This is a genomic window from Dolichospermum sp. UHCC 0352, assembly GCF_009711925.1.
In the GTDB taxonomy this organism is placed as follows: Bacteria; Cyanobacteriota; Cyanobacteriia; order Cyanobacteriales; family Nostocaceae; genus Dolichospermum; species Dolichospermum lemmermannii.
Window position 1 is genome coordinate 1 of record NZ_VIKY01000236.1, and the last position, 21,632, is coordinate 21,632.

At 35.5% G+C, this 21,632-nt stretch carries 16 protein-coding genes; 10 read left to right on the plus strand and 6 right to left on the minus strand.

The genetic code is table 11. The features are described 5' to 3' along the window. Positions 1 to 31: 31 nt before the first annotated feature. Entirely contained in the window at positions 32 to 2,020 is a 1,989-nt protein-coding gene (locus tag FJR06_RS17325; protein ID WP_015079641.1) for a DICT sensory domain-containing protein, read from the minus strand. A gap of 485 nt (positions 2,021 to 2,505) precedes the next feature. On the opposite strand from FJR06_RS17325, the gene ovoA reads away from it, so the two are divergent. The 5 genes from ovoA (at position 2,506) to FJR06_RS17350 (ending at position 7,072) form a co-directional block, all read left to right on the plus strand. Beyond that, the gene (gene ovoA / locus FJR06_RS17330) at positions 2,506 to 3,828 is read left to right on the plus strand and encodes a 5-histidylcysteine sulfoxide synthase (protein WP_168651897.1); all 1,323 of its coding nucleotides are present in this window, start codon (positions 2,506 to 2,508) and stop codon (positions 3,826 to 3,828) included. Between the two features lie 99 nt (positions 3,829 to 3,927). After that, the gene (egtD, locus tag FJR06_RS17335; RefSeq protein WP_015079639.1) at positions 3,928 to 4,905 is read left to right on the plus strand and encodes an L-histidine N(alpha)-methyltransferase; all 978 of its coding nucleotides are present in this window, start codon (positions 3,928 to 3,930) and stop codon (positions 4,903 to 4,905) included. A 70-nt stretch (positions 4,906 to 4,975) separates the two neighbouring features. After that, positions 4,976 to 5,803 carry a sterol desaturase family protein gene (locus FJR06_RS17340; RefSeq protein ID WP_015079638.1) on the plus strand — a complete coding sequence of 276 codons (828 nt, stop codon included), beginning with the start codon at positions 4,976 to 4,978 and terminating at the stop codon, positions 5,801 to 5,803. Between the two features lie 68 nt (positions 5,804 to 5,871). Beyond that, positions 5,872 to 6,366, plus strand: a complete 495-nt coding sequence (locus tag FJR06_RS17345; RefSeq protein WP_015079637.1) for a DUF427 domain-containing protein — start codon at positions 5,872 to 5,874, stop codon at positions 6,364 to 6,366. 382 nt (positions 6,367 to 6,748) lie between these two features. After that, positions 6,749 to 7,072, plus strand: coding sequence for a nucleotidyltransferase domain-containing protein (locus FJR06_RS17350; protein ID WP_015079636.1), 324 nt, complete (start codon positions 6,749 to 6,751; stop codon positions 7,070 to 7,072). A gap of 60 nt (positions 7,073 to 7,132) precedes the next feature. Here the strand turns inward: FJR06_RS17350 and FJR06_RS17355 are convergent, their stop codons facing one another. Then, positions 7,133 to 8,659 (minus strand): glycine betaine ABC transporter substrate-binding protein, encoded by a 1,527-nt coding sequence (locus tag FJR06_RS17355; protein WP_168651898.1) that lies wholly within the window; start codon positions 8,657 to 8,659, stop codon positions 7,133 to 7,135. Positions 8,660 to 8,683: 24 nt separating this feature from the next. Then, positions 8,684 to 9,451, minus strand: coding sequence for an ATP-binding cassette domain-containing protein (locus FJR06_RS17360; RefSeq protein WP_168651899.1), 768 nt, complete (start codon positions 9,449 to 9,451; stop codon positions 8,684 to 8,686). Between the two features lie 341 nt (positions 9,452 to 9,792). Here FJR06_RS17360 and FJR06_RS17365 point away from each other — a divergent pair, with 341 nt between their 5' ends. The 5 genes from FJR06_RS17365 to FJR06_RS17385 all read left to right on the plus strand — a co-directional run bounded on the left by FJR06_RS17365 (position 9,793) and on the right by FJR06_RS17385 (position 18,043). After that, positions 9,793 to 12,054: an amylo-alpha-1,6-glucosidase gene (locus tag FJR06_RS17365; protein ID WP_168651900.1), complete on the plus strand. Its 2,262-nt coding sequence runs from the start codon at positions 9,793 to 9,795 to the stop codon at positions 12,052 to 12,054. Positions 12,055 to 12,720: 666 nt separating this feature from the next. Further along, positions 12,721 to 13,401, plus strand: coding sequence for a hypothetical protein (locus FJR06_RS17370; RefSeq protein ID WP_015079632.1), 681 nt, complete (start codon positions 12,721 to 12,723; stop codon positions 13,399 to 13,401). A 148-nt stretch (positions 13,402 to 13,549) separates the two neighbouring features. Beyond that, on the plus strand, positions 13,550 to 14,518 hold the full coding sequence (locus FJR06_RS17375; protein ID WP_015079631.1) for a GTP-binding protein: 969 nt from the start codon (positions 13,550 to 13,552) through the stop codon (positions 14,516 to 14,518). A gap of 80 nt (positions 14,519 to 14,598) precedes the next feature. Next, a complete protein-coding gene (locus tag FJR06_RS17380) occupies positions 14,599 to 15,642 on the plus strand; it encodes a WD40 repeat domain-containing protein (RefSeq protein ID WP_015079630.1) in 1,044 nt (347 codons plus the stop codon). A gap of 424 nt (positions 15,643 to 16,066) precedes the next feature. Then, complete coding sequence (locus FJR06_RS17385; RefSeq protein ID WP_015079629.1) at positions 16,067 to 18,043, plus strand: DUF262 domain-containing protein; 1,977 nt, start codon at positions 16,067 to 16,069, stop codon at positions 18,041 to 18,043. Positions 18,044 to 18,140: 97 nt separating this feature from the next. Here the strand turns inward: FJR06_RS17385 and FJR06_RS17390 are convergent, their stop codons facing one another. The 3 genes from FJR06_RS17390 to FJR06_RS17400 form a co-directional block, all read right to left on the minus strand. After that, positions 18,141 to 18,881: an amino acid ABC transporter ATP-binding protein gene (locus FJR06_RS17390; protein ID WP_015079628.1), complete on the minus strand. Its 741-nt coding sequence runs from the start codon at positions 18,879 to 18,881 to the stop codon at positions 18,141 to 18,143. 367 nt (positions 18,882 to 19,248) lie between these two features. Continuing rightward, positions 19,249 to 20,394 carry an amino acid ABC transporter permease gene (locus FJR06_RS17395; protein WP_168651903.1) on the minus strand — a complete coding sequence of 382 codons (1,146 nt, stop codon included), beginning with the start codon at positions 20,392 to 20,394 and terminating at the stop codon, positions 19,249 to 19,251. Between the two features lie 77 nt (positions 20,395 to 20,471). After that, entirely contained in the window at positions 20,472 to 21,398 is a 927-nt protein-coding gene (locus FJR06_RS17400; RefSeq protein ID WP_168651901.1) for an amino acid ABC transporter permease, read from the minus strand. Between the last annotated feature and the right edge of the window lie 234 nt (positions 21,399 to 21,632).

A 21,632-nucleotide genomic window follows, 5' to 3' on the forward strand; every position in this document is an offset into this window, starting at 1 on the left:
CCAAATGCTTCGCCCGTACAGTGGTTAGTGGTTAATTATTTTCCTGGCTGCCTTGGACGATGGGAATTGTAAAATGAAATTGACTGCCTTGATCTTTACCTGTGGATTCTGCCCAAATTTTTCCGTCCCAGCCGTTGACAATTTGGCGACAAATTGCTAAACCCAATCCAGTCCCGCCGGTTGTTCGCCGTAATGCCCCTTCTTCCTGGTAGAAGCGGTCAAAAACGATTTCTAGGCGATTGGGTTCAATTCCCCTGCCTGTGTCCGCTACGGTGACTTCTAGCATCTCCTGACTATTGCTAATGGCTTTAATAATAATTTGCCCAGAAGAGGGAGTAAATTTACAAGCATTATCGACAAGTTTGGCGATTACCTCTACTAACCAATCACCGTCAGCCCTGACTAAAGGTAGGTTGGCAGAAATTTGATTTGTGATCTTGGGTATTTTTTCTTGGCTAGAGCGTGTCCGTAAGCGACTGAGGGATAAATCTACACATTCTTGGATGGTTAATGATTCAGGATGCCATTCTACCCGACCACTTTCTAAGTTAGAAAGGGTTAAAAAGTCTTGTACCAGTTTCCGCATTCTTTCGGAGTCTGCAAGGGCTGTATTCAACATTATTTGTTGCAATTCCCAAGGCATATCCGGTTCAGTAGCCAAGCTTTCTAAACAAACTTGAATGGTGGATAATGGAGTGCGGAGTTCGTGTCCAGTAATGGCAATTAAGTTACTGCGGGTGCGGTCTAAGGCTTCTAATTGTTGGTTGAGTTCTTCTAAATTGGCAAAAGATTCCGCTTGAATCAGGGCTGCACCAATTTGAGTAGCGATCGCCTTCACTAAGTCTAACTCCCCTGGTTGCCATTCATGGGGAGGAAAATGGCAATCGTGTAACTCCACAATTCCCAGTAGTCGCCCTTGATATAATACGGGTTCGATTAACCAAGAACGCACGCTAAACTTCTTCACAATTGACGATAAGGCTGTTGATTTCTTTATTTTGGAGTCCCCCACGGTATCAGCTACACATACTCCCTCCTGTTGTTGTAAAACCTGCTGAAACAGGGGATTATTTTGTAACTCCCAACTTTGCCCCAGTACAGATGTAACATTAGAGTTCAAAAATTCATGTTCGATTATAGCTTTGGCATCTGTAGCTTGGGCGCGATAAATTAGACAACGACAGGCTTCTAAATGTTGTCCCAACTCCTGAGCCGCAACTTGGAGAATTTCTCGTGGATCAAGCGATCGCCTAATTGCTGTACTAATGGAATTTACCAACCGTTCTTTCCTTGCTTGATCCGCAATCGCACGGTAAGCTTTATGCAGCTTATACTGACTAGCTTGCAGATATGTCACCAACCTCTGCACAAAAGGATCGGTATCAATATCATCTACATATTTATGATTGAAATTAACTTTTAACTCGTCTGTTGATTCCTTAATATTTAACCGCTGCTTCACTTCATCAACTTTATCCGCTAAATCTGGCCGATAAATCTCAATTCTATCTAATAACAATTGAGCGGCTTTTAAGCATACCCCTTTTTCCGATGTCCAAATCCCCTCAAATCTTCGCGCTGTATCCATATCCAAACTAGGAATCATCTCTGGGATATATTGATTTTTGGCCAGAGAACCCAGGCTTTCTCGACAGATTAAGCAAGTAGCATAGTTATCAGCAATTACTAGCAAATGCCATTCTTGCGCTAAAGCATCATCAGGCTCAAAAGAGATCTTTTCATAATATTCTGAGCTATTAGCAAACTCTGTTTCTGGTGCAGATAATACATATATTTGATTACTTTTTTGTGCAAGTCGCTGATAACGATGAGCTTCTTGCCGGTAAAATCGCTCTTGCTGGAAACTAGCAATGATCAAAGGACTGTCTAAATTGGCTGCTAAAACCTGATCTTCCATTGCATGGGAGAGAGCGGTTAGTGAAGCCTTAAAATATAACTGAGGTCGCAGATGGGGGAGTGAGTTTAGTAAATCACTCAGCACGGAAGTGGAAATACTCATTAGTCATTAGTCATTAGTCAGTGGTCAGTGGTCATTAAACACATATTACCTATGATCTATTACCCTTATCTATTACCAGTCGCAAGAACATTTATCTATTTTTTTTAACCTCAATATAGGTTTGTTCGTACCTAATGTAGTCGGGGCAATGTATAAGCTTAACGAATTTGCTTGCATAATTTGGCATTTTGGAAATTCATATCCTTATTTTAGATTAGCCTAAAAAGACTGTTTATATTGATCTTCCGTAAATCTAGGAATCTAGTTTTTGGTAAAATTGCCAAAAATATTAAATTTTAGTTAAAAATCACAAAATAGTCCCAATATAGGCTATTTAACTCTATAGCCTGTAATTATTGCCCAAAAAATTCTGTAAGTGTTTATCACTGAGATGAAATTTCCATCAATGCTAAAATTAGTCTCTGGCTTTATTTACAAAAGTTAATTTATTCAGGTCATCCCCATAATTCCTCCAGGTTAAGAAAATGACAGATGCTCATATTCCCCAACTCGATAATTGTAGTTCCACAACCCTACTCAAATATTTTGAAAATTCCTGGGAACTGGAAGAAACCTTAATGAAGAGTTTGGTTAAAGAAGAAACATTTTATCTAAATCCCGATCCTTTAAGAAATAAATTAATTTTCTATCTTGGACATTCGGCTGTTTTTTATATTAACAAATTAATTCAGGTGGGATTAATAAAAAATCGGATTAATCCCCAATATGAAACTCTATTTGAAATAGGAGTTGATCCAGAAACACCAGCAGAACTAGAGGTAGCCATTCAAGGAGTCAACTGGCCTAATATCAAAAAAGTTTGGGAATATCGAAACAGAGCCAGAGCAGAAATTAGCACAATCATTAATAAGACTCCTTTAGATTTACCCATTCATCAACAGCATCCTATTTGGGCTTTATTAATGGGAATAGAACATAGTCGTATTCATGTCGAAACCTCTTCCATGCTGCTGCGTCAATTACCCGTTGAGAACTTAAAACGTCCCCAAGGATGGAATTATGCACCGACTAATGGAGAAATTCCGCATCATCAAATGCGAGAAGTTCCTGGTGGTGTAGTAAAATTAGGAAAACGCCAAGATGATTTAACTTTTGGTTGGGATAGTGAATATGGTCATTTAGAAGTTGAAGTAAAACCATTTTTAGCAAGTCAATATCTCATTACCAATGGAGAATTTTTAGAATTTGTCCAAGCCGGTGGTTATAATAATGTAAATTATTGGCATACTGAATCTTGGGCATGGAAACAACTCTACAATATCCAATATCCCAAATTCTGGATACACCAAGAAAATAACTATCGCTATCGTGCTACATTTGATGAACTAGATTTACCTTTAGATTGGCCTGTAGAAGTTAACCATTATGAAGCCATGGCATTTTGTCGGTGGAAAGGTAAAAATACTCGGTTAATGACAGAAGCAGAATGGCATCAAGCCTTAAAAATATCTGAAGATTCCAGTTTAGCAAATAACTATAATCTTAACTTACAATTTATTTCTCCCACGCCTGTGGGAATGTTTTCAGAAAATCATCAATCTGGACTTTCTGACTTACGGGGTAATGTCTGGGAATGGTTAGGGGAAACATTCAAACCCTTACCAGGATTTAAAACTCACCATCTTTATGAGGATCAATCTGCACCCTTTTTTGATGATAAACATTTTATGATGTTGGGTGGTTCTTGGGCAACGAATGGTACAATGGCTTTACCTTGTTATCGTAACTGGTTTCGTCCTTATTTTTATCAGCACGTCGGTTTTAGAGTTGCTGAAAGTTTGGATTAATAAAATCGAGATCCCCGACTTCTTTTTTTATTTTATGAATAAATTATCAATTGATATCAGAAGTCGGGGATCTTATAATCACTCTAGAGGATTTAGAAAATGATTACACAACCTTTAACCGTTTTAGATCATCATTATCAAGAGTTAAGTATTGATGGCAAGGATGTTATTAAGGGGTTAACTGAAAAACTGAAAAGTTTACCTCCCAAATATTTTTATGATGATCCTGGTTCTCAATTATTTGAAAAAATTTGTGAGTTACCAGAATATTATCCGACTCGCACAGAAGCCTGGATTTTAGAACAATATGCTGATGAAATTGCCGAAATTACAAATTGTTGTGAGTTAATAGAATTAGGTAGTGGCAGTTCTACTAAAACTCAAGCTTTATTAACTGCTTATCAGAAAATTTCTGGTAATTGTAGATATCTGCCTATTGATGTCAGCGGAGGGATTCTCAAAACTAGTGTTTTACAGTTACAAGAAAAGTATCCTGATATTGCTATTCATGGATTATTGGGAACTTATGAACAAGCTTTAGTTCATCTAGAATCGAATTATTTACAATCGCGGATGTTGTTTTTTCTGGGAAGTTCTTTAGGCAATTTTAACCCGGAAGAATGTGATATTTTCTTAAATCAAGTTTCTCGAACCTTACAACCAGGAGATTACTTTCTGCTAGGGATTGATTTACAAAAGCCCCCGGATATTTTAGAAGCTGCTTATAATGATAGTCAGGAGGTGACTGCTGCTTTTAATTTAAATATGCTTTCTCATTTAAATTGGCGGTTTCAAGGTAACTTTGATATCAGTTTGTTTAAACATCAAGCTGTTTATAATCAAGTTGATCATCAAATTGAAATGTATTTACATTGCCAAAAAAGCCATTGGGTATCTTTAGAACTTTTGGATTTAAAGGTTAACTTTGAAGCAGGAGAAAGTATCCTTACAGAAATTTCTCGTAAGTTTAATTTAGCAACAATGGAAAAAAACTTGTCAGATAAAGGATTGAAAACTGTAAAAACTTGGACAGATGAAAAGGCGTGGTTTGGGTTGATTCTTTGTCAAGTTGAATGATCCAGATATTCAAATAGAAAATCAAGAAAGATGTTTTTAGCTAAAGGTTAGAAAGTTGTTGGGTGTAGATATGCAAAGATTTTTGAATTTTTGTTTGGAAATCGAGTTTTATATCAAGATTTCTATTTGCTGCACAATTGTGCAGCAGGTATTTTATTTGCTGTTCAATAATATAGAACTTAATTTTATCACCCAGGTATTACTATACTGGCTGATTGGTTCTATCTCATTTTATGCTATTGGTTTTTTCATTGAAAAATTCATCAAAAGTAAAGATAATTTAACTGAAAAATTAACTGCAAGAGTTAAAAAAGTAAAAAAGCAATCATTTCCTGCTTTCACTTTCAAAGGTATAATTACAGGAGAAATTAAAAGTTTAATAGCAGCATTAATCATACTATATTTAGCCCCAGAAGTTCATAGAGGTAATAGTTTACTTTTAAATTTGGGATGGTTTTTTATGAGAATAGTTGCGGCTGATTTCTGCTTTTATATAGTCCATAGATTATTTCATAAAAAAGCATTTCTCAAAATCCATCTTAAACATCATGAATTTCAAGATACATCCAGTTTTGTAGCTGGACATAAAAGCCTTCTAGAATATATTATTGTTACCATCACAGACGTTTTACCAATCTTTATATTTGGATATGACATCACCCAACTTTGTGCATGGAGTTTGATAGGTAACATTTATAATTTAGAAGGACATAGTTCTTTATCAATATTTTTCATTCCCTCAGACTTTCATGATCTTCATCACACTAATTTTAATGGAAATTATGGTATTCATGGATTTTGGGACAGAGTATTTAAAACACTTAATCATCCTACCAAGAAACTGGGAATTATGTTTCCTGTGAGTATTCTTGAGAATAAAATTAAAACTCTCAAATGATCTAGTAGTGTAGATGTAGAAGTTTCTTAAAATTTCCCTGACAATTTTACAAAAGCAACTGACTAACCATGAAACCAAATCCTATCCCCCCACAACCAGGTCAAGAATCAGTTTGGGACTATCCCCGTCCGGCAATTTTAGAAAATACGAACAAACATCTCAAGATAATTGTTAATGGGATGGTTTTGGCTCAAACACATCAAGCTAAAAGAGTCTTAGAAACAAGTCATCCTCCAGGTTATTATATTCCGGCTGAAGATATTCAGTTAGAACATTTAATAGAGACACCTAGAAAAACTTGGTGTGAATGGAAAGGTTGGTGTCAATATTATGATATTTCCGTAGGAGATAAATACATAAATAATGGTGCTTGGCGATATATTCAACCTAGTCCTAATTTTGAATCAATTCAAGAATATTACAGTTTTTATCCTAGTTTAATGGATGCTTGCTATGTGAATGATGAATTAGTTAAAGCCCAAACAGGTGATTTTTACGGAGGGTGGATTACTTCTGATATTGTTGGACCATTTAAAGGTGAACCAGGAACTATGTGGTGGTAAATAAGGAGAATTTCAGTTATCAAAATTGATAGTTTGACAATTCATGAACATCATGTAGAAATTATCTATATATTTCTCCTGAATATATAGATAATTTCTAGTACACTGCGGCATAAGTAAAATAACCATTAGAAATACCTGAAAAGCTTATACAATCTGCTTTTTTAATTTTTAATTGTTAATTTTTAATTCCGCCCTGCGGTACTAGTCTGCTGAGGTACAAAATTATCTGCGGTTATCTGCGTCCATCCTCTTATATCTGCGGTTAATTATTTCTTTGGTGTACCTCACTTGGATGAGAATCGCTATATTATTGGTTGTGATATAATAGTGTTTGTAGACCGAAACCCAATCATTTGAAACAAAAGGAATGATTTAAACAATGAACAAATCACAGCTTAATTTGATATTACAAGAAGTTAAACAAGCTTTGCAAAAACTTTATCAAAACCAACTGGAAGCAATTATTTTATATGGTTCTCAAGCGAGGGAAGACGCTAAAGAATTTTCTGATATTGATATTCTGGTTGTTCTGAAATCAGAGATTAACCCCTATCATGAAATTGATAAAACCAGTCAAATAATCTCAACCATTTGTCTAAACAACGATGTTGTTATTTCTCGTCACTTTATCTCTTCAGCAAAGTTTGAAAATGAAAATACTCCCTTTAACTATAATGTCAAAAAAGAAGGTATTTTTCTATGATATCGGAGGAGAAAAAATTTATAAAAAATTTTATATTTTTGAGAATCAAATATCTGAAAATTATAATTGTTGAGATTTTAACCACTCACTGACAACTTTCTCCACCGGTTGAGATTGATTATCTACTTGATAATTCATCTTTTGTATTTCTGTTGTAGAAATTTTTCCTCCTAATTGATTAATGGTATCTGTTAACTCTGGATATTTTTGGAGAATTTCTTGATTAAAAATAGGTATAGCTTGATAAGGTGGAAAGTATTTTTTATCATCTTCTAAAATCACTAAGTTTAAAACTGGAATTAAACCATCTGTAGAATTTGCAGCAATAAAATCTACTTGTTTTTCCTTTAATGCTTGATACATTAATCCTAATTCCATTTGTTTAATATTGGCAAATTTTAAGTTGTAGGTTTTAGATAATCCTGGATAACCATCTTCACGTTCTAAAAATTCATATCCAAATCCTGCTTTCATTTGTGGACTATATTTACCAATTTCCGAAAGGCTTTTAATTTGCCATTTTTTGGCATCTTCTTCTCTGATAATCATGGCAAAGGTATTCTCAAATCCTAAAGGCTTCATCACTGCTAATTTCAATTTTTGATCATAGTATTCCTTGACTTTTTTATAAACAGTCTCAGGATTACTAATTGGTTTTTCTTTTAAAACAGTAGTAAATGAAGTTCCTGTATATTCTACATAACCGGCAATTTTTCCCGCTTTTACTGCTTCATGAGCAATAAATGTTCCTCCTAAGTTAAAACGACGATCTACTTTTAATTTGGTATGATTTTCTATGTGTTGTGCTAATAACTCTCCTAAAATTACTTGTTCTGTGAAATTTTTAGAACCGATAATAATTTTTGCTGGTGCTTGTTGATAGTTAAAAGCTATTAATCCTGCGATAATTAAGGTGATTATTCCCAAAACAATACCTATTTGCTGATTAAATTTACCTTTGTTTGCTATTTGTTTCGTAAGGTTTTTTTCTAATAATTCTAAACCGAAATCTGCACTCAAAGCAATTACAGCAGCGGGGACTGCTCCGGCTAAAATTAATTCATTATTAACTGTGGAAATACCGCGGAAAATAAATACTCCTAAACCACCACCACCAACAGCAGCAGCAATTGTGGCAATTCCTACGGATATAACGGTGGCTACTCTTACCCCTGCTAAAATGACTGGTAAAGCTAGGGGAATTTCTACTTGCAATAGTAATTGTTGATCTGTCATTCCCATACCTATCCCGGCTTCTTTAATGGCGGGATTGATGCTATTAATGCCAATATATGTATTACGAATTATGGGAAGTAAAGCATAAAGAGTTAAGGCAAATATGGCGGGAGTTTTACCAATTCCTCCCAGAAAAGGTACGGAAATTAAAAAGCCAAAGATGGCTAAACTAGGGATGGTTTGAATGGCGTTTGCTAAACCAAGAATGGGGGAAGCTAATTTTGGTTGACGAGTGATAAAAATGCCGACAGGAAGACCAATCGAAATGGCGATCGCTAGGGATATAATGACTAATATTAAATGTTCTCCACTGTGGACAATTATTTCTGTACCGTATTGAAATAAAAACATAACTTTTGTATTTTTTATCTAATTTTAATTAAGTTCTTCCCAACTGTTACCAATATTTAAACAAGCTAAAAATGCTTTTGCTTCTGGATGTTGAGATTGGAGAAATTCCCTTCTTGTTCCTAATACTACTAAATTTCCTTCACACATTAAACCAATTCTTGTGGCTAAAAAGAAGGCTTCTTGAATATCATGGGTGACAAATATCACGGTTTTTCCTAATTGTTGTTGTAAATATTGAAATTGTTGTTGTAATTCTAAACGGGTAATTGGGTCAAGTGCGCCAAAAGGTTCATCCATTAATAGTATAGGTGGATCTGCGGCTAAAGCTCTAGCAACTCCCACTCGCTGACGTTGACCTCCTGATAATTGATGGGGATAACGTTGAGCAAATTTTTCTGGTTCTAATCCTACTAAGTTTAACATTTCATAAACTCTATTTTGAATTTTCTGTGGTGGCCATTTTTCTAAAGATGGGACGAGTCCAACATTTTCCGCGATGGTAAAATGGGGAAATAAACCTGTTTCTTGGATGACGTAACCTATCCGTCTTCTCAGTTTAATGGCATCCCAGTTAGTTGTGGGACGATTTTGGACTAAAACTTGTCCTTGGGTGGGAATAAGTAAATGATTAATTAATTTTAAAGTTGTGGTTTTTCCACTCCCACTGCGTCCTAATAAAATTAATGCTTCCCCTTGATAAATGCTCAGATTTAAGTTAGATAATAGGGGACGGTGATTAATGGCAAAACTGGTATTTTGAAACTCAACGGCAATTTCTGATGTTGTTGACATAATGGTTTCGTTAAACAAAATTAAGGTGGTCAGATCCCCGACTTCTTAGAGAAGTCGGGGATCTTATTGGTTCCGTATGAAAAGAAACAAAGGTGGTGGGTATTTTTTATTCACCTCTTTCTACTTTTATGAGATTTTATGCCTGAGTAAGTATTCTCTACCTCTAGCACCTCTCAATGTTTATGAAGGAATAAACTCTTGAAAAACAGCCAGTTTTCAGGCTTGACTTCTAATTAATAAGGTATACATTTATAGAAATTCATTGTCTTAGATTTAATTACTTTTGTTTTTTAAGAGTATTGATTTGAGCAAATTTACACCTGTATAGGTAACTCTGGCTAATGACACCGGATACATTGATGACTCCAGAAACAATTGTCCTCGACAACAGAACTTTTACTCCCGCAGACCAAAAAGAGATTTCCGAATGGCCTTGTGTTGTCAGTCAAAGACCACAGCCAACCATTACAGTTAAAGATGATGATTTATTCCTGGTGACAGATACCATGGGGAATATTTCCGATTGTTACCTTTATGGTAGCACTCCTAGTATGGGGATGTTTTGCCGTGATACCAGGTTTTTGAGTCGTTTGGAGTTACAGATTGAAGGGCGATCGCCTATACTACTGAGTAGTAACGCTGACAAGGGATTTGCCCTCTCGGTTTTATGTACCAATCCTGATTTAGAGAATCTTTTTAAGGCTGATACTGTGGGTATTCGTCGAGAACTGGTTCTCAATGGGGCATTATTTGAAGAAATAGAGGTTGCTAACTACAACACTAGCAGCATTGTTTTTGAACTGAGTCTGAGTTTTGATGCTGATTTTGTGGATTTATTTGAGGTTAGAGGTCATCATCGCCAAAAACGGGGAAGACTTTTACATTTAAATGAATTAACATCTGATCATGTTGCACCCTCATCTCCTCAAACCCATAAAGAAGAATCTCTAACCCTTGCATATCAGGGTTTAGATGCTTCGATTATGGAGTCTCTAATTCAATTTCAGCATTTGCAACCAACTCGGTTTCACGGTTCTACGGCAGTTTGGCGCATAGAATTGGCATCTCATGAAACTAAGAAGTTAGGTTATCGGCTGAATATGTTCACTGACAATCAACCTAGCTCTACTATCAGTGCTGCCTCTACTTTAGCGCAAGCAAAAGCCGCTGAATTAATGGAGGAGCAAAATTGGTTGCAGCAAATTACCCGGATTAGTTCAGATAAAAGTCTTTTTAATCGCGTTATTTCGCGGGCTGAACAAGATATATATTTATTGCTTCAGTCCTTTGGTAAACATAAAACTGTTTCTGCTGGTGTTCCTTGGTTTTCTACTTTGTTTGGTCGAGATTCGATCATTACCGCGTCCCAAACCTTGATGTTGAATTCCAAAATTGCCAAAGAAACCTTGATACTATTGGCAGAATATCAGGGTCAAACTGATAATATTTGGCGGGAAGAAGAACCTGGTAAGATTTTACATGAACTGCGGTTGGGAGAAATGGCGAGATGTCAAGAAATTCCCCATACACCCTACTACGGTACTGTGGATGCTACGCCGCTGTGGTTAATGTTGTATGCTGAATATTACAGTTGGACTCATGATCAAGAAACCTTGGAAGCACTGTGGCCAAATGCTTTAGCGGCTATGGGTTGGATTGATCGTCAACTTCAAGAAACTGGTTATCTCAGCTATGCACGCAAATCTAAAGGTGGTCTAATTAACCAAGGTTGGAAAGATTCTGGTGATTGTATTGTCAACCGCAAAGGAGAATTAGCCATTGGGCCAATTTCTCTGTGTGAGGTGCAAGCTTATGTCTATGCAGCGAAAAACCGCCTCGCAGAAATTGCCAAAATCCAACAACGCCCAGACTTAGAAGAACTTTGGCAAACAGAAGCGAGACAACTTAGGGCTAAATTTAACCAAGATTTTTGGTTAGAAGATCAAGATTTCTGTGCTTTGGCTTTAGATGGAGAAGGTAAACCAGTAGATAGTATTAGTTCTAATCCTGGCCAGTGTTTAAATTTGGGGATATTTACGTCTGCAAAAGCCTATAGTGTGGCAGAAAGACTGCAGGCTGCGGATATGTTTAATGGTTGGGGAATTAGAACTTTAAGTAGTTTGTCACCGGCTTATAATCCGATGGGTTATCATACTGGTTCAGTTTGGCCTCATGATAATTCTATGATTGGAATGGGATTGCGATCGCTCGGTTTAATTGATCAATCTCTCGAACTATTTCAAGGGTTATTCAACATGACCTCCCAGCAACCCTATCAACGTCCTCCAGAACTATTTTGCGGTTATGAAATGAACGGTGATAATGCTCCCGTCCAGTATCCCGTTGCTTGTACTCCCCAAGCTTGGGCTACAGGTAGCATTTTTCAACTATTGCAAATGATGGTGAATTTAGTCCCAGACGCACAGAATAATTGTTTGCGAATTATTGACCCAGCTTTACCAGAATCAATTAACAATTTATCTTTTCACAATTTGCGTGTTGGTGGCACGATTTTAGATTTAGAATTTGAACGAATTGGTAGCACTACCGCTTGTCGAGTTGCGAAAAAACGCGGTAATTTGCGCGTGGTGATTGAAGCTTAAATTGAACAATAAGATCCCCGACTTCTCTGAGGAGTCGGGGATCTGACTCTGACACCAATCAAATAGGATGGCTATATTCTGTAGAGATTTATCAAAAATGCCCACACATAGCAAAAGTTAATTAAACTTTCATCTGTACTTGATGTGAGCTTTATTTTTCGTATGTTAGACTTGCCTAAGTTCTAGAAATTCAGCACCCAGTATTTTTTTGGGTACTCACATAGAGCAGGTTTTCAGGGATTTTGATGAATTTTATCCATCTAGGATAACTCAATCTTCAAGCATATCATCAGTAATCATTTGTCTGTCACCATCAAGCACGACAATTACAAAAATAATCTGGGATGTCAATTTACCTGGCTCAATAAATTTGAATTGAGCTAAATTTCTATAGCTTAATTGTAGTTTTGCTGATGAATATTTTTAGCATCCTACCTTAGAGGTTGTTTGAAAAGTATTATATCAAACCCGTAATCTCCAAAAACCTAACCCCCCTACCCCCCTTCCCTGCAAGGGAATGGGGGTTTTAAAGCCTCTCCCCTTGCAGGGGAGAGGTTTGGAGAGGGGTCAGTCTATACATTCAAAACTTTTCAAACATCCTCTTAATGTGCCGCGTATCCGACATATCAAAAACATCTTTTCCAAACTATTGAGGTTGATTAATTCATGGTTACTAGTATTAGAAAAACAGTTCGGGGAATAGTTTTTACAAATCGCCACCTAGCAAGACTTTACTATTTTTTGAGTTTTTCTCGTCCAGTTTTACCACAATGGGTTGGTGCTGATTACTACCGCGAAAAATCATCTTGGGGATTACAACCAGAGCGTTGTCCATGTGATCTTGAATTAGTTGAATACTTACAAAAGCATAATATCCAAGATCAAACTATCTTCCATTTTGGCACAGGCTCTCATCATATTCTAGGATTGGAAAATCAGAAATTTTCTCAACCAAATGAAATTATTGGGATTACTGCTTCTGCACCCGAACATCAAGAATATGTCCGATTATCTCTTAAAGATCGTCTACTGTCCAAGTATTATAAGGTTCTCTGTACAGATATATACACCTTGACAGATCGTTCTTTACCCATGCTCGATGTAATTTCTTTGTTTCATCTAGGCGAATTTTATATGCCTGAAGAAGCACCTTTTTTACATCATAATGAAGAATCTCTTCTAGCGATGTTTCTTAGTAAACTGAATCCCAATGGCAAAATTCTCTTCTATACAAAATCAATTGGTTGGGGTCATGCTAAACCAATGATTGAATCATTTGTAAAACAGGGGAAAATGCACAAGATTGAAGAGTATAAGAACTTATTGGTATATACCAAGGGTAGCTAAACTCACGGTAATAGAGATTAGTATCATGTTCATTTAATTAATGCAAGAGTCAGATCCTCGATTTCTCTAAGAAGTGGGGGATCTTGTTTTTCAGGGCTAGATAGGGCTATACTCAATAAAATTAACCTAAATTAATCTCAGGTGGGCGATGACTTCAGAAACATTCAATTCAGTACCAGTAACCGTTTTAACTGGCTACTTAGGCGCAGGTAAAACCACTCTATTAAATCATATTCTTACCTACGAACACGGTAAAAAAGTTGCCGTTATTGTCAACGAATTTGGCGAAGTAGGTATTGATAATCAATTGGTAATTGATGCAGATGAAGAAATATTTGAAATGAATAATGGCTGTATTTGTTGTACAGTTCGTGGTGATTTAATTCGCATCATTGGCAATTTAATGAAACGCCGAGATAAGTTTGATCATTTAGTCATTGAAACCACTGGATTAGCTGATCCTGCACCTGTAATTCAAACGTTTTTTGTAGATGAAGATCTACAAGATCAATTATCATTAGATGCAGTTGTCACAGTTGTTGATGCTAAACATATTTGGCAACATTGGGAAGCGGACGAAGCCCAAGAACAAATTGCTTTTGCTGACGTGATTTTATTGAACAAAACTGATTTGGTAACACCAGAAGTTTTAGATGAATTAGAAACCCGGATTCGGTCAATGAATGCAATGGCAAAAATTCACCGCACCCATAATTCCGAATTAGCAATGTCAGCTTTATTAGGAATTCAAGCATTTAATTTAGATCAGGCTTTAGAAATTGATCCTAATTTTTTAGGAGAAGATGCTCATGTCCATGATGAAAGCGTCTCTTCTGTAGCTATAGTCGCAGCAGGTTCTGTAAATGGTGAAAAAATCAATGCCTGGATGTCAGAATTACTCAGAACACAAGGAACAGATATCTTCAGAATGAAAGGGATTTTAAATATTGAAGATGAGGATACTCGTTTTGTTTTTCAAGGAGTACACATGATATTTGAAGGTAAAGCAGATAGACCTTGGAAAGTAAATGAAACTCGTAAAAATGAACTTGTATTTATTGGTAGAAATTTAGATGAAGCTAAATTAAAAGAAGACTTTTTCGCTTGTATGAGTTAAATAAACTAATTAGATCCCCGACTTCTTGAAGAAGTCGGGGATCTGGAAATCTGTAAATCTGTAAATGAAATATCAAAACTATGAACTTAACAACTAGCAAATCTCCAGAATTTACAAAACATTATTCCACAAAACTTGCAGATTATGTCACCGCTTTGGCTTGGTCTTCTCAAGGAGAAATACTAGCAGCTAGTTCGGCGGCTGGAGAAGTTATTTTATGGGAAAATGGCGAATTAACAACCTTACAAACTGCTACAGATAAAGCAGTAAATTGTCTGGCTTTTTCCCATGATGGCAAATATTTAGCCATTGGTGGACAAGATGGTAAAGTAAAAATTTGGTGTGAAAATCAATTAATTAGCACTTTAGAAAATGCGCCTGTTTGGGTTGATCAATTAGCATGGAGTCCTACTCATAATCAACTAGCTTTTAGTTTAGGGCGTTATGTGCAAATTTGGGATGCAGATACATTAGAAGTTATTGCTACTCTCAATTTTAATGATTCCTCAATTTTGGGAATTGATTGGCGCAAAGATGGCAAATATTTAGCTATTAACGGTTATAAAGGCGTAAAAACTTGGTCTACTCAAGATTGGGATGAAGAACCATTTATGCTTTCCATGTCTACCGTCAGTACAGCAATAGCTTGGTCTGGTGATGGTGAATATTTAGCATCTGGAAATATGGATCGGACTCTCACCGTTTTACAATGGGAAAACCCTGATCCTTGGGTCATGCGCGGCTTTCCAGGAAAAATTCGTCACTTAGCATGGTCAGAACTAAAAGCCCCTACAGGTGCGCCAATTTTGGCTGTTTCCAGTGTTGAAGGTATAGTATTATGGGAGAAGTCCCTAGATGAATCTATAGGTTGGGAAGCGCAAGTATTAACCAATCATGTAGATATTATTCAAGCAATATCTTATGCACCCCAAAGCTTGATTCTCGCTTCCGCTGGTGCTGACGGTTGGTTATGTTTATGGGATGAAAATCAAGAAGTATCACAGATTTTTACCGATACAGAAGCAGGTTTTTCTACCCTATCTTGGCATCCCCAAGGACAATTTTTAGCCGCAGGTGGTGAACAAGGTGAATTAATTATTTGGTCAACTTCTTTGGGGAATTAAAAATTAAAAATACCTTGAAATTTGCTAAGGTGTTAATTAAGGTTTAATATAATTTTCAACAGTAGGTGTAACTCAATTAAATGCACCAAAAGCAGCCTATCAAAAAAGTTAAAAATTATCTCAAAAAGTCCCTAGGGCTTATGGCTTTAAAGCTCGGTTAATGTCTTCATAGAGGAGTCGCCGAGAAGCCCACACTCACCTGTTCGCGCAAGCGTGCCGCAAGGCATAAGGGAGTGTGTGGAGTATGTCACTAAAAGGGGAATTATTTTTTATGAGTCGGTTTTAACCGACTTTTGCTTTTAGACAGGGAATTTATTCCCTGGATATATTTGATGTTTAATTTTGTTACGCTATCTTATGCTATTTATACAAGATTCTTTTATACTAAAAGCATAACTATTGAGTAAATCAGAGTACATTAACCATGCAAGCATCAGAAACTAAGCTGCAAGAGATTATTGAAGGTAATAAACAGTATGTTGTTCCCTTGTTTCAGAGAGCCTACAGTTGGAAAAAATCTCAGTGGGAATCTCTATGGAATGATATTTTAGAACTATATCATAGCGATAATCGTCGTCCTCATTTTATGGGTTCTATTGTCACTATGCCAACTTCTGCTATACCTGAAGGTGTAAGTAAATATTTATTAATTGATGGACAACAACGTTTAACTACTATTTTTATCCTGCTTTGTGCTTTGCGAGATAAAGCTAAAAATATTCATGATGAGTTAGCCGCAGAAATTCATAATACTATTATTGTTAATCCATATAAAAAAGGTTTAGACCATTATAAACTTCAACCTACCCAGGTAGATAGACAGTCTTTTCATAGTTTAATTAATGGTCAAGATTATGTAAATAATTCTGGTATTACTGAATGTTACTTATTTTTTGAAAAGAAGATTAGACAAAGTAATTTAGATTTTTCTGATCTCAAGAAAGTAATTTGTAGTTATTTATCTATTGTGAGCGTTGTTTTAAGTACAGAAGATAATCCTTATTTAGTCTTTGAAAGTCTCAATGCTAAAGGTGAACCTTTAACACAAGCAGATTTAATTCGTAATTATTTTTTCTTGAGAATTAATACCGAAAATCAAGACGATGCTTATAATAAATATTGGCTACCAATGCAACAAACTTTAGATGTTAATTTAACAGAATTTATCAGACATTATTTAACCAGAGATGGCGTAGAAATCAAGAAAGATGAAGTTTATTTTGAGATTAAAGAAAGAATGATCAAAAGAGATGCTATTGATTATTTAAAAGATTTATATGAATTTTCAGAATATTATGCAAAACTTTTAGATCCACTAAAAGAGAATAATTTAAAAATTCGTCGTTGTTTGGAAAGAATCAACCGTTTAGAAGTAGCTACTGTTTATCCTTTTTTACTTAATTGTTATCATGATTATGAAAAAAATAAACTTTCAGAAGCAGATTTTATTGCTGTTTTTCACATTTTAGAAAATTTCATTATTCGCCGATTTATTTGTAACGTCCAAACCAGGGGATTAAATAGGATATTTTCTGTACTGTATTCTCAAGTTAGCAAAGCAAGTAATTTAGCTCATGCTGATTTTGTGGAAAGATTAAAACTAGATTTACAAAATCGAGATTATCCCAAAGATACAGAATTTAAAGATAGATTATTGGATGTTAAACTATATGGTACTGGACGTACTTGTAAAGGTAAATTAATTTTAGAATCTATAGAAGAATCCTTCTATCATAAAGAACAAGTATCTTTTACTAATCTAACTATTGAACATATTATGCCACAAACTATAACTAAATGGTGGCAAGAACATTTAGGAGAAGAAGGCGATATCACTCATGATTTATTACTGCACTCGTTGGGTAATATAACTATTACAGCTTACAATGGTGAATTATATAATTTGGAATTTATCGAGAAAAAAGAAATATTGATCAATAGTCATTTGGAAATCAATAAATACTTTGAAAATCAAGAAACTTGGAAAAGAGAAGATATAGAAAAAAGGAGTTTATATTTAGCAGAAAAAGTTTTACAAATTTGGCCTTACTTTGGTAATGAAAATCTTATGAATTCTGCGAAAACTAAGGTAAGGGGTACAACTCCCAAACAACTAAAAATTTTTGGTAAGGAATATCCTGTCAAAAGTTGGCGGGATGTTTTAGAAAAAACTTTAAATGTGATCGCTGATTTAGATGCCGATAAATTTAAGGATGTTATGGAACAATTTCCCCGGTTCATTAGTAGAGATGAAAAAGATTTTCGGGATACGAGAAAATTAGAAAATGGGGTGTTTGTTAATGTCAACTTATCAGCTAGAGATATTAATGCTTTTTGTATAAAAGCTATCGAAACGGCAGAAATTTCTCTAGAAGATTGGCAAATAGAAACCACAAGTTAATTTATGTTAAGTATCATTTTCCAAAAGCCTTATTTTCCTCTTTTGCTCGTTAAATTAAATTAAGAAGTCGGAGATCTTTAGCCTGAATTGAATCACCCTAGAGAATTTGTGATAAGAATTTCCTGGTTCTTTCTTCCTTGGGATTAGTAAAAAAGGTGTCGGGGGTAGAGGATTCAACTAATAAACCGCTGTCCATTAGCACTACTCTATCAGCAACTTCTCGCGCAAATCCGACTTCATGGGTAACAACTACCATTGTCATTCCGTCATTAGCTAGGTTTCGCATTACGTCTAAAACTTCTCTCACCATTTCTGGATCTAATGCTGATGTCGGTTCATCAAATAACATGATTTTCGGTTGCATTGCTAATGCACGCGCTATGGCTACTCGTTGTTGTTGTCCACCAGATAATTGTCCTGGATATTTTTGTGCTTGTGCTAAAATTCCCACTCTTTCTAATAATTGCATTGCTAATTCTTCGGCTTTAACTTTGGATATTTTGCGGACATATATTGGTGCTAAGGTGATATTTTCTAAAACTGTTAAATGGGGAAATAAATTAAATTGCTGAAATACCATTCCCACTTCTCGACGAATTGTTTCAATATTTCTTAAATCATGACTGAGGGTAATCCCGTCAATGGTAATAGTTCCTTGTTGATATTCTTCTAAGGCGTTAAATGTTCTAATAAAGGTTGATTTTCCTGAACCGGATGGTCCCATTAAAACAACCACTTCTCCCCGTTCTACGGTTAAACTGACACCTTGGAGGGCATGAAATTTACCATACCATTTGTGAACATCTTCAGCAATAATTATCGGTTTTGATTCTGTCATATATTCCTTTTGTGTAGTTGAAGATTTAAATAGATATTTAGGAATGTTGGGTTTCCTTGCGTCAACCCAACCTACGGGTAGTTGGTGATAAAATCATTGTTTTTCATCCTGTTTATCTTTTCATCCTGGATATTATCTCGACTTCGCTCGATAACCACCTGATTCTGACAATTATTCCTTTTGTGTAGTTTAAGATTTTAGGAATGTTGGGTTTCCTTGTGTCAACCAAACCTACGGGTAATTGGTGATAAAATCATTGTTTTTCATCCTGTTTATCCTTTAATCCTGGATATCCTGATTCTGACAATTATTCCTTTTGTGTAGTTGAAAATTTTAGGAATGTTGGGTTTCCTTGCGTCAACCCAACCTACGATGTTAATTGTTTTTCTAGGTTTTTAGCAGCTAAGGACATTGAATAACAAAATACCCAATAAATCAACCCGATAAATAAATATACTTCTGCATATCTTCCTAAAAATTGCGGTTGTGCTAATATAGAGCGTGCCATTCCTGTTAATTCTACTAATCCTACTAATGATAAAAGAGAAGTATCTTTAAATAAACCAATAAATTGACCAACAATTGCGGGAATAACTGCGCGTAAGGCTTGGGGTAATATGACTAATATGAGTAATAAAGGTGTATTTAATCCTAGTGCTTTTCCTGCTTCTATTTGTCCTCTGGGAATTGCTTGTAGTCCTCCGCGCACATTTTCAGCCATGTATGCTGCACTAAATAATATTAGTCCCACAATACCTCTGAGTAAACGATCTAAACGTAAATCTGCTGGTAAGAATAAGGGTAACATAACTTGGGCTAAAAATAGAATCCCAATTAAGGGTAATCCTCTAACAATTTCAATATAAAGAATAGAAAACCACCGCACTACAGGTAAATTGCTGGTTCTTCCTAATGCGAGTAAAACTCCTATAGGAAAGGAAAGGAAAATACTAATTATTGCCATTAATAGGGTAAGTAATAACCCATTCCATAGGTTTGTAGATACAGATTGCAATCCTAAACCACCACCAATTAACCAGATAATTATGAAAAATGATGATAACCAAATTAGTGAAAGCCAAGGTGTGATGATTTTAGTAAAATTTTGACCAATTATCAAACCTGCAAATATTGAACCTACTATTAATAATAACCATAAACGGCTTGTTAATGGTATGGGGAAAATAAACAGTGAAATCCCCATAATCACAACAGCAATCAAAGAATTGCGGTTTTTGATTATTGCTTTTTTGGTAAATGCACTCGCTGTAATTGCGGTTAAAGTTGTAGATATTCCCAAAACAACCCAAATCCGCCAATATAAACTTTGGGGAAATCTTCCTACTAAAAATAAGTGTAAATTAACTTGGATTACTTGCCATTGTGCTTTAGTAATTAACCAAATTGCAAATCCTTGAACTAACCAAAATAGAAATATAAAAGAAACAACAGTTAATAGACTATTGTACCAATTATTAAAGAGATTTTTTCTTAACCAAGTCAGTTTAATCATCATAGAAATGTGAGACCATATAGAATAATTATCACCCGTATTTATCTGCGTTTATCTGCGTTTATCTGCGTTCAACATTATCTTTCCTTAATTTGCACAGAACGATTAAATAAATTCATGGTGAAAGAAATTATCAAACTCAAAGTCAGATAGGTAATCATAATTAACAGCATTACTTCTACAGCTTTCCCAGTTTGGTTAAAAGTGGTAGAAGCAACAAAATAAATATCAGGATAACCGATAGCGATCGCTAAACTGGAATTTTTTGTTAAATTGAGATATTGACTAGTTAATGGGGGAATAATCACCCGCAAAGCTTGGGGAAAAATCACCAATCGCATTGCTAAACCTGGGTTTAACCCCAAGGATTTGGCTGCTTCTAGTTGTCCTGTCGGGACTGATTGAATTCCCCCGCGCACAATTTCCGCAATAAACGCACCTGTGTAAAAAGTTAACCCCAATAATAAACTAGAAAATTCTGGAGACAAAGTAAACCAAGGAAGTTCAATTCCGTTTTGGCTAAAGTTAACAAAACCCAAAAAGGAAACTTTATTTTCGGCTTTGGGAAAACTCAAGAAAACTGCAAAATACCAAAATAGCAATTGCAATAATAATGGAGTATTCCGAAAAACTTCTACATAAACCAGACTAATTTTCCTCACTAACCAATTATCTGATAATCGCGTAATTCCCGCAGTAATTCCCACAATTGTGGTGAGACAAATTCCCATTATTGCTATTCTTAAAGAATTAACTAATCCTACTAATAAAGCATAATTATAGGCATCCGTTGGTTGATAATTAATGAGAGTTTCACCAATATCAAAAGATGCTTGTTGCTTGAGAAAATTAAATCCAAATTGAATTCCTAATTGCTGTAAATTTCGTCTGACATTCCCCCACAAGATAATAACTATAACTACTGCTAAAAATACAAAAATTAGCTGAATAGCTTTTTGCCAAAAGCGATGATCACGCCAGAAAGGAGGTTTGGAATTGGTCATTGGTCAGTTGTTAGTTGTTAGTAGGGGCGAAGCATTTGGAAGATAAATTGTCGGTCATTGCCAAAAATAGTTCTCCAAATGCTTCGCCCGTACAGTTGTCCGTTGTTAGTAGGGGCGAAGCATTTGGAAGATAAACTATCGGTCATTGCCAAAAATAGTTCTCCAAATGCTTCGCCCGTACAGTTGTCAGTTGTTAGTAGGGGCGAAGCATTTGGACTGTCTCTTATACACATC

Bases quoted from the DNA above. Each gene is read 5' to 3' on its own strand.
- FJR06_RS17365 (WP_168651900.1), top strand. From the start codon at position 9,793: ATGACACCGGATACATTGATGACTCCAGAAACAATTGTCCTCGACAAC.
- FJR06_RS17360 (WP_168651899.1), bottom strand. From the start codon at position 9,451: ATGTCAACAACATCAGAAATTGCCGTTGAGTTTCAAAATACCAGTTTT.
- FJR06_RS17325 (WP_015079641.1), bottom strand. From the start codon at position 2,020: ATGAGTATTTCCACTTCCGTGCTGAGTGATTTACTAAACTCACTCCCC.
- FJR06_RS17340 (WP_015079638.1), top strand. From the start codon at position 4,976: ATGCAAAGATTTTTGAATTTTTGTTTGGAAATCGAGTTTTATATCAAG.
- egtD (WP_015079639.1), top strand. From the start codon at position 3,928: ATGATTACACAACCTTTAACCGTTTTAGATCATCATTATCAAGAGTTA.
- FJR06_RS17345 (WP_015079637.1), top strand. From the start codon at position 5,872: ATGAAACCAAATCCTATCCCCCCACAACCAGGTCAAGAATCAGTTTGG.
- FJR06_RS17355 (WP_168651898.1), bottom strand. From the start codon at position 8,659: ATGTTTTTATTTCAATACGGTACAGAAATAATTGTCCACAGTGGAGAA.
- FJR06_RS17380 (WP_015079630.1), top strand. From the start codon at position 14,599: ATGAACTTAACAACTAGCAAATCTCCAGAATTTACAAAACATTATTCC.
- FJR06_RS17350 (WP_015079636.1), top strand. From the start codon at position 6,749: ATGAACAAATCACAGCTTAATTTGATATTACAAGAAGTTAAACAAGCT.
- FJR06_RS17370 (WP_015079632.1), top strand. From the start codon at position 12,721: ATGGTTACTAGTATTAGAAAAACAGTTCGGGGAATAGTTTTTACAAAT.
- FJR06_RS17385 (WP_015079629.1), top strand. From the start codon at position 16,067: ATGCAAGCATCAGAAACTAAGCTGCAAGAGATTATTGAAGGTAATAAA.
- FJR06_RS17400 (WP_168651901.1), bottom strand. From the start codon at position 21,398: ATGACCAATTCCAAACCTCCTTTCTGGCGTGATCATCGCTTTTGGCAA.
- FJR06_RS17395 (WP_168651903.1), bottom strand. From the start codon at position 20,394: ATGATTAAACTGACTTGGTTAAGAAAAAATCTCTTTAATAATTGGTAC.
- FJR06_RS17375 (WP_015079631.1), top strand. From the start codon at position 13,550: ATGACTTCAGAAACATTCAATTCAGTACCAGTAACCGTTTTAACTGGC.
- ovoA (WP_168651897.1), top strand. From the start codon at position 2,506: ATGACAGATGCTCATATTCCCCAACTCGATAATTGTAGTTCCACAACC.
- FJR06_RS17390 (WP_015079628.1), bottom strand. From the start codon at position 18,881: ATGACAGAATCAAAACCGATAATTATTGCTGAAGATGTTCACAAATGG.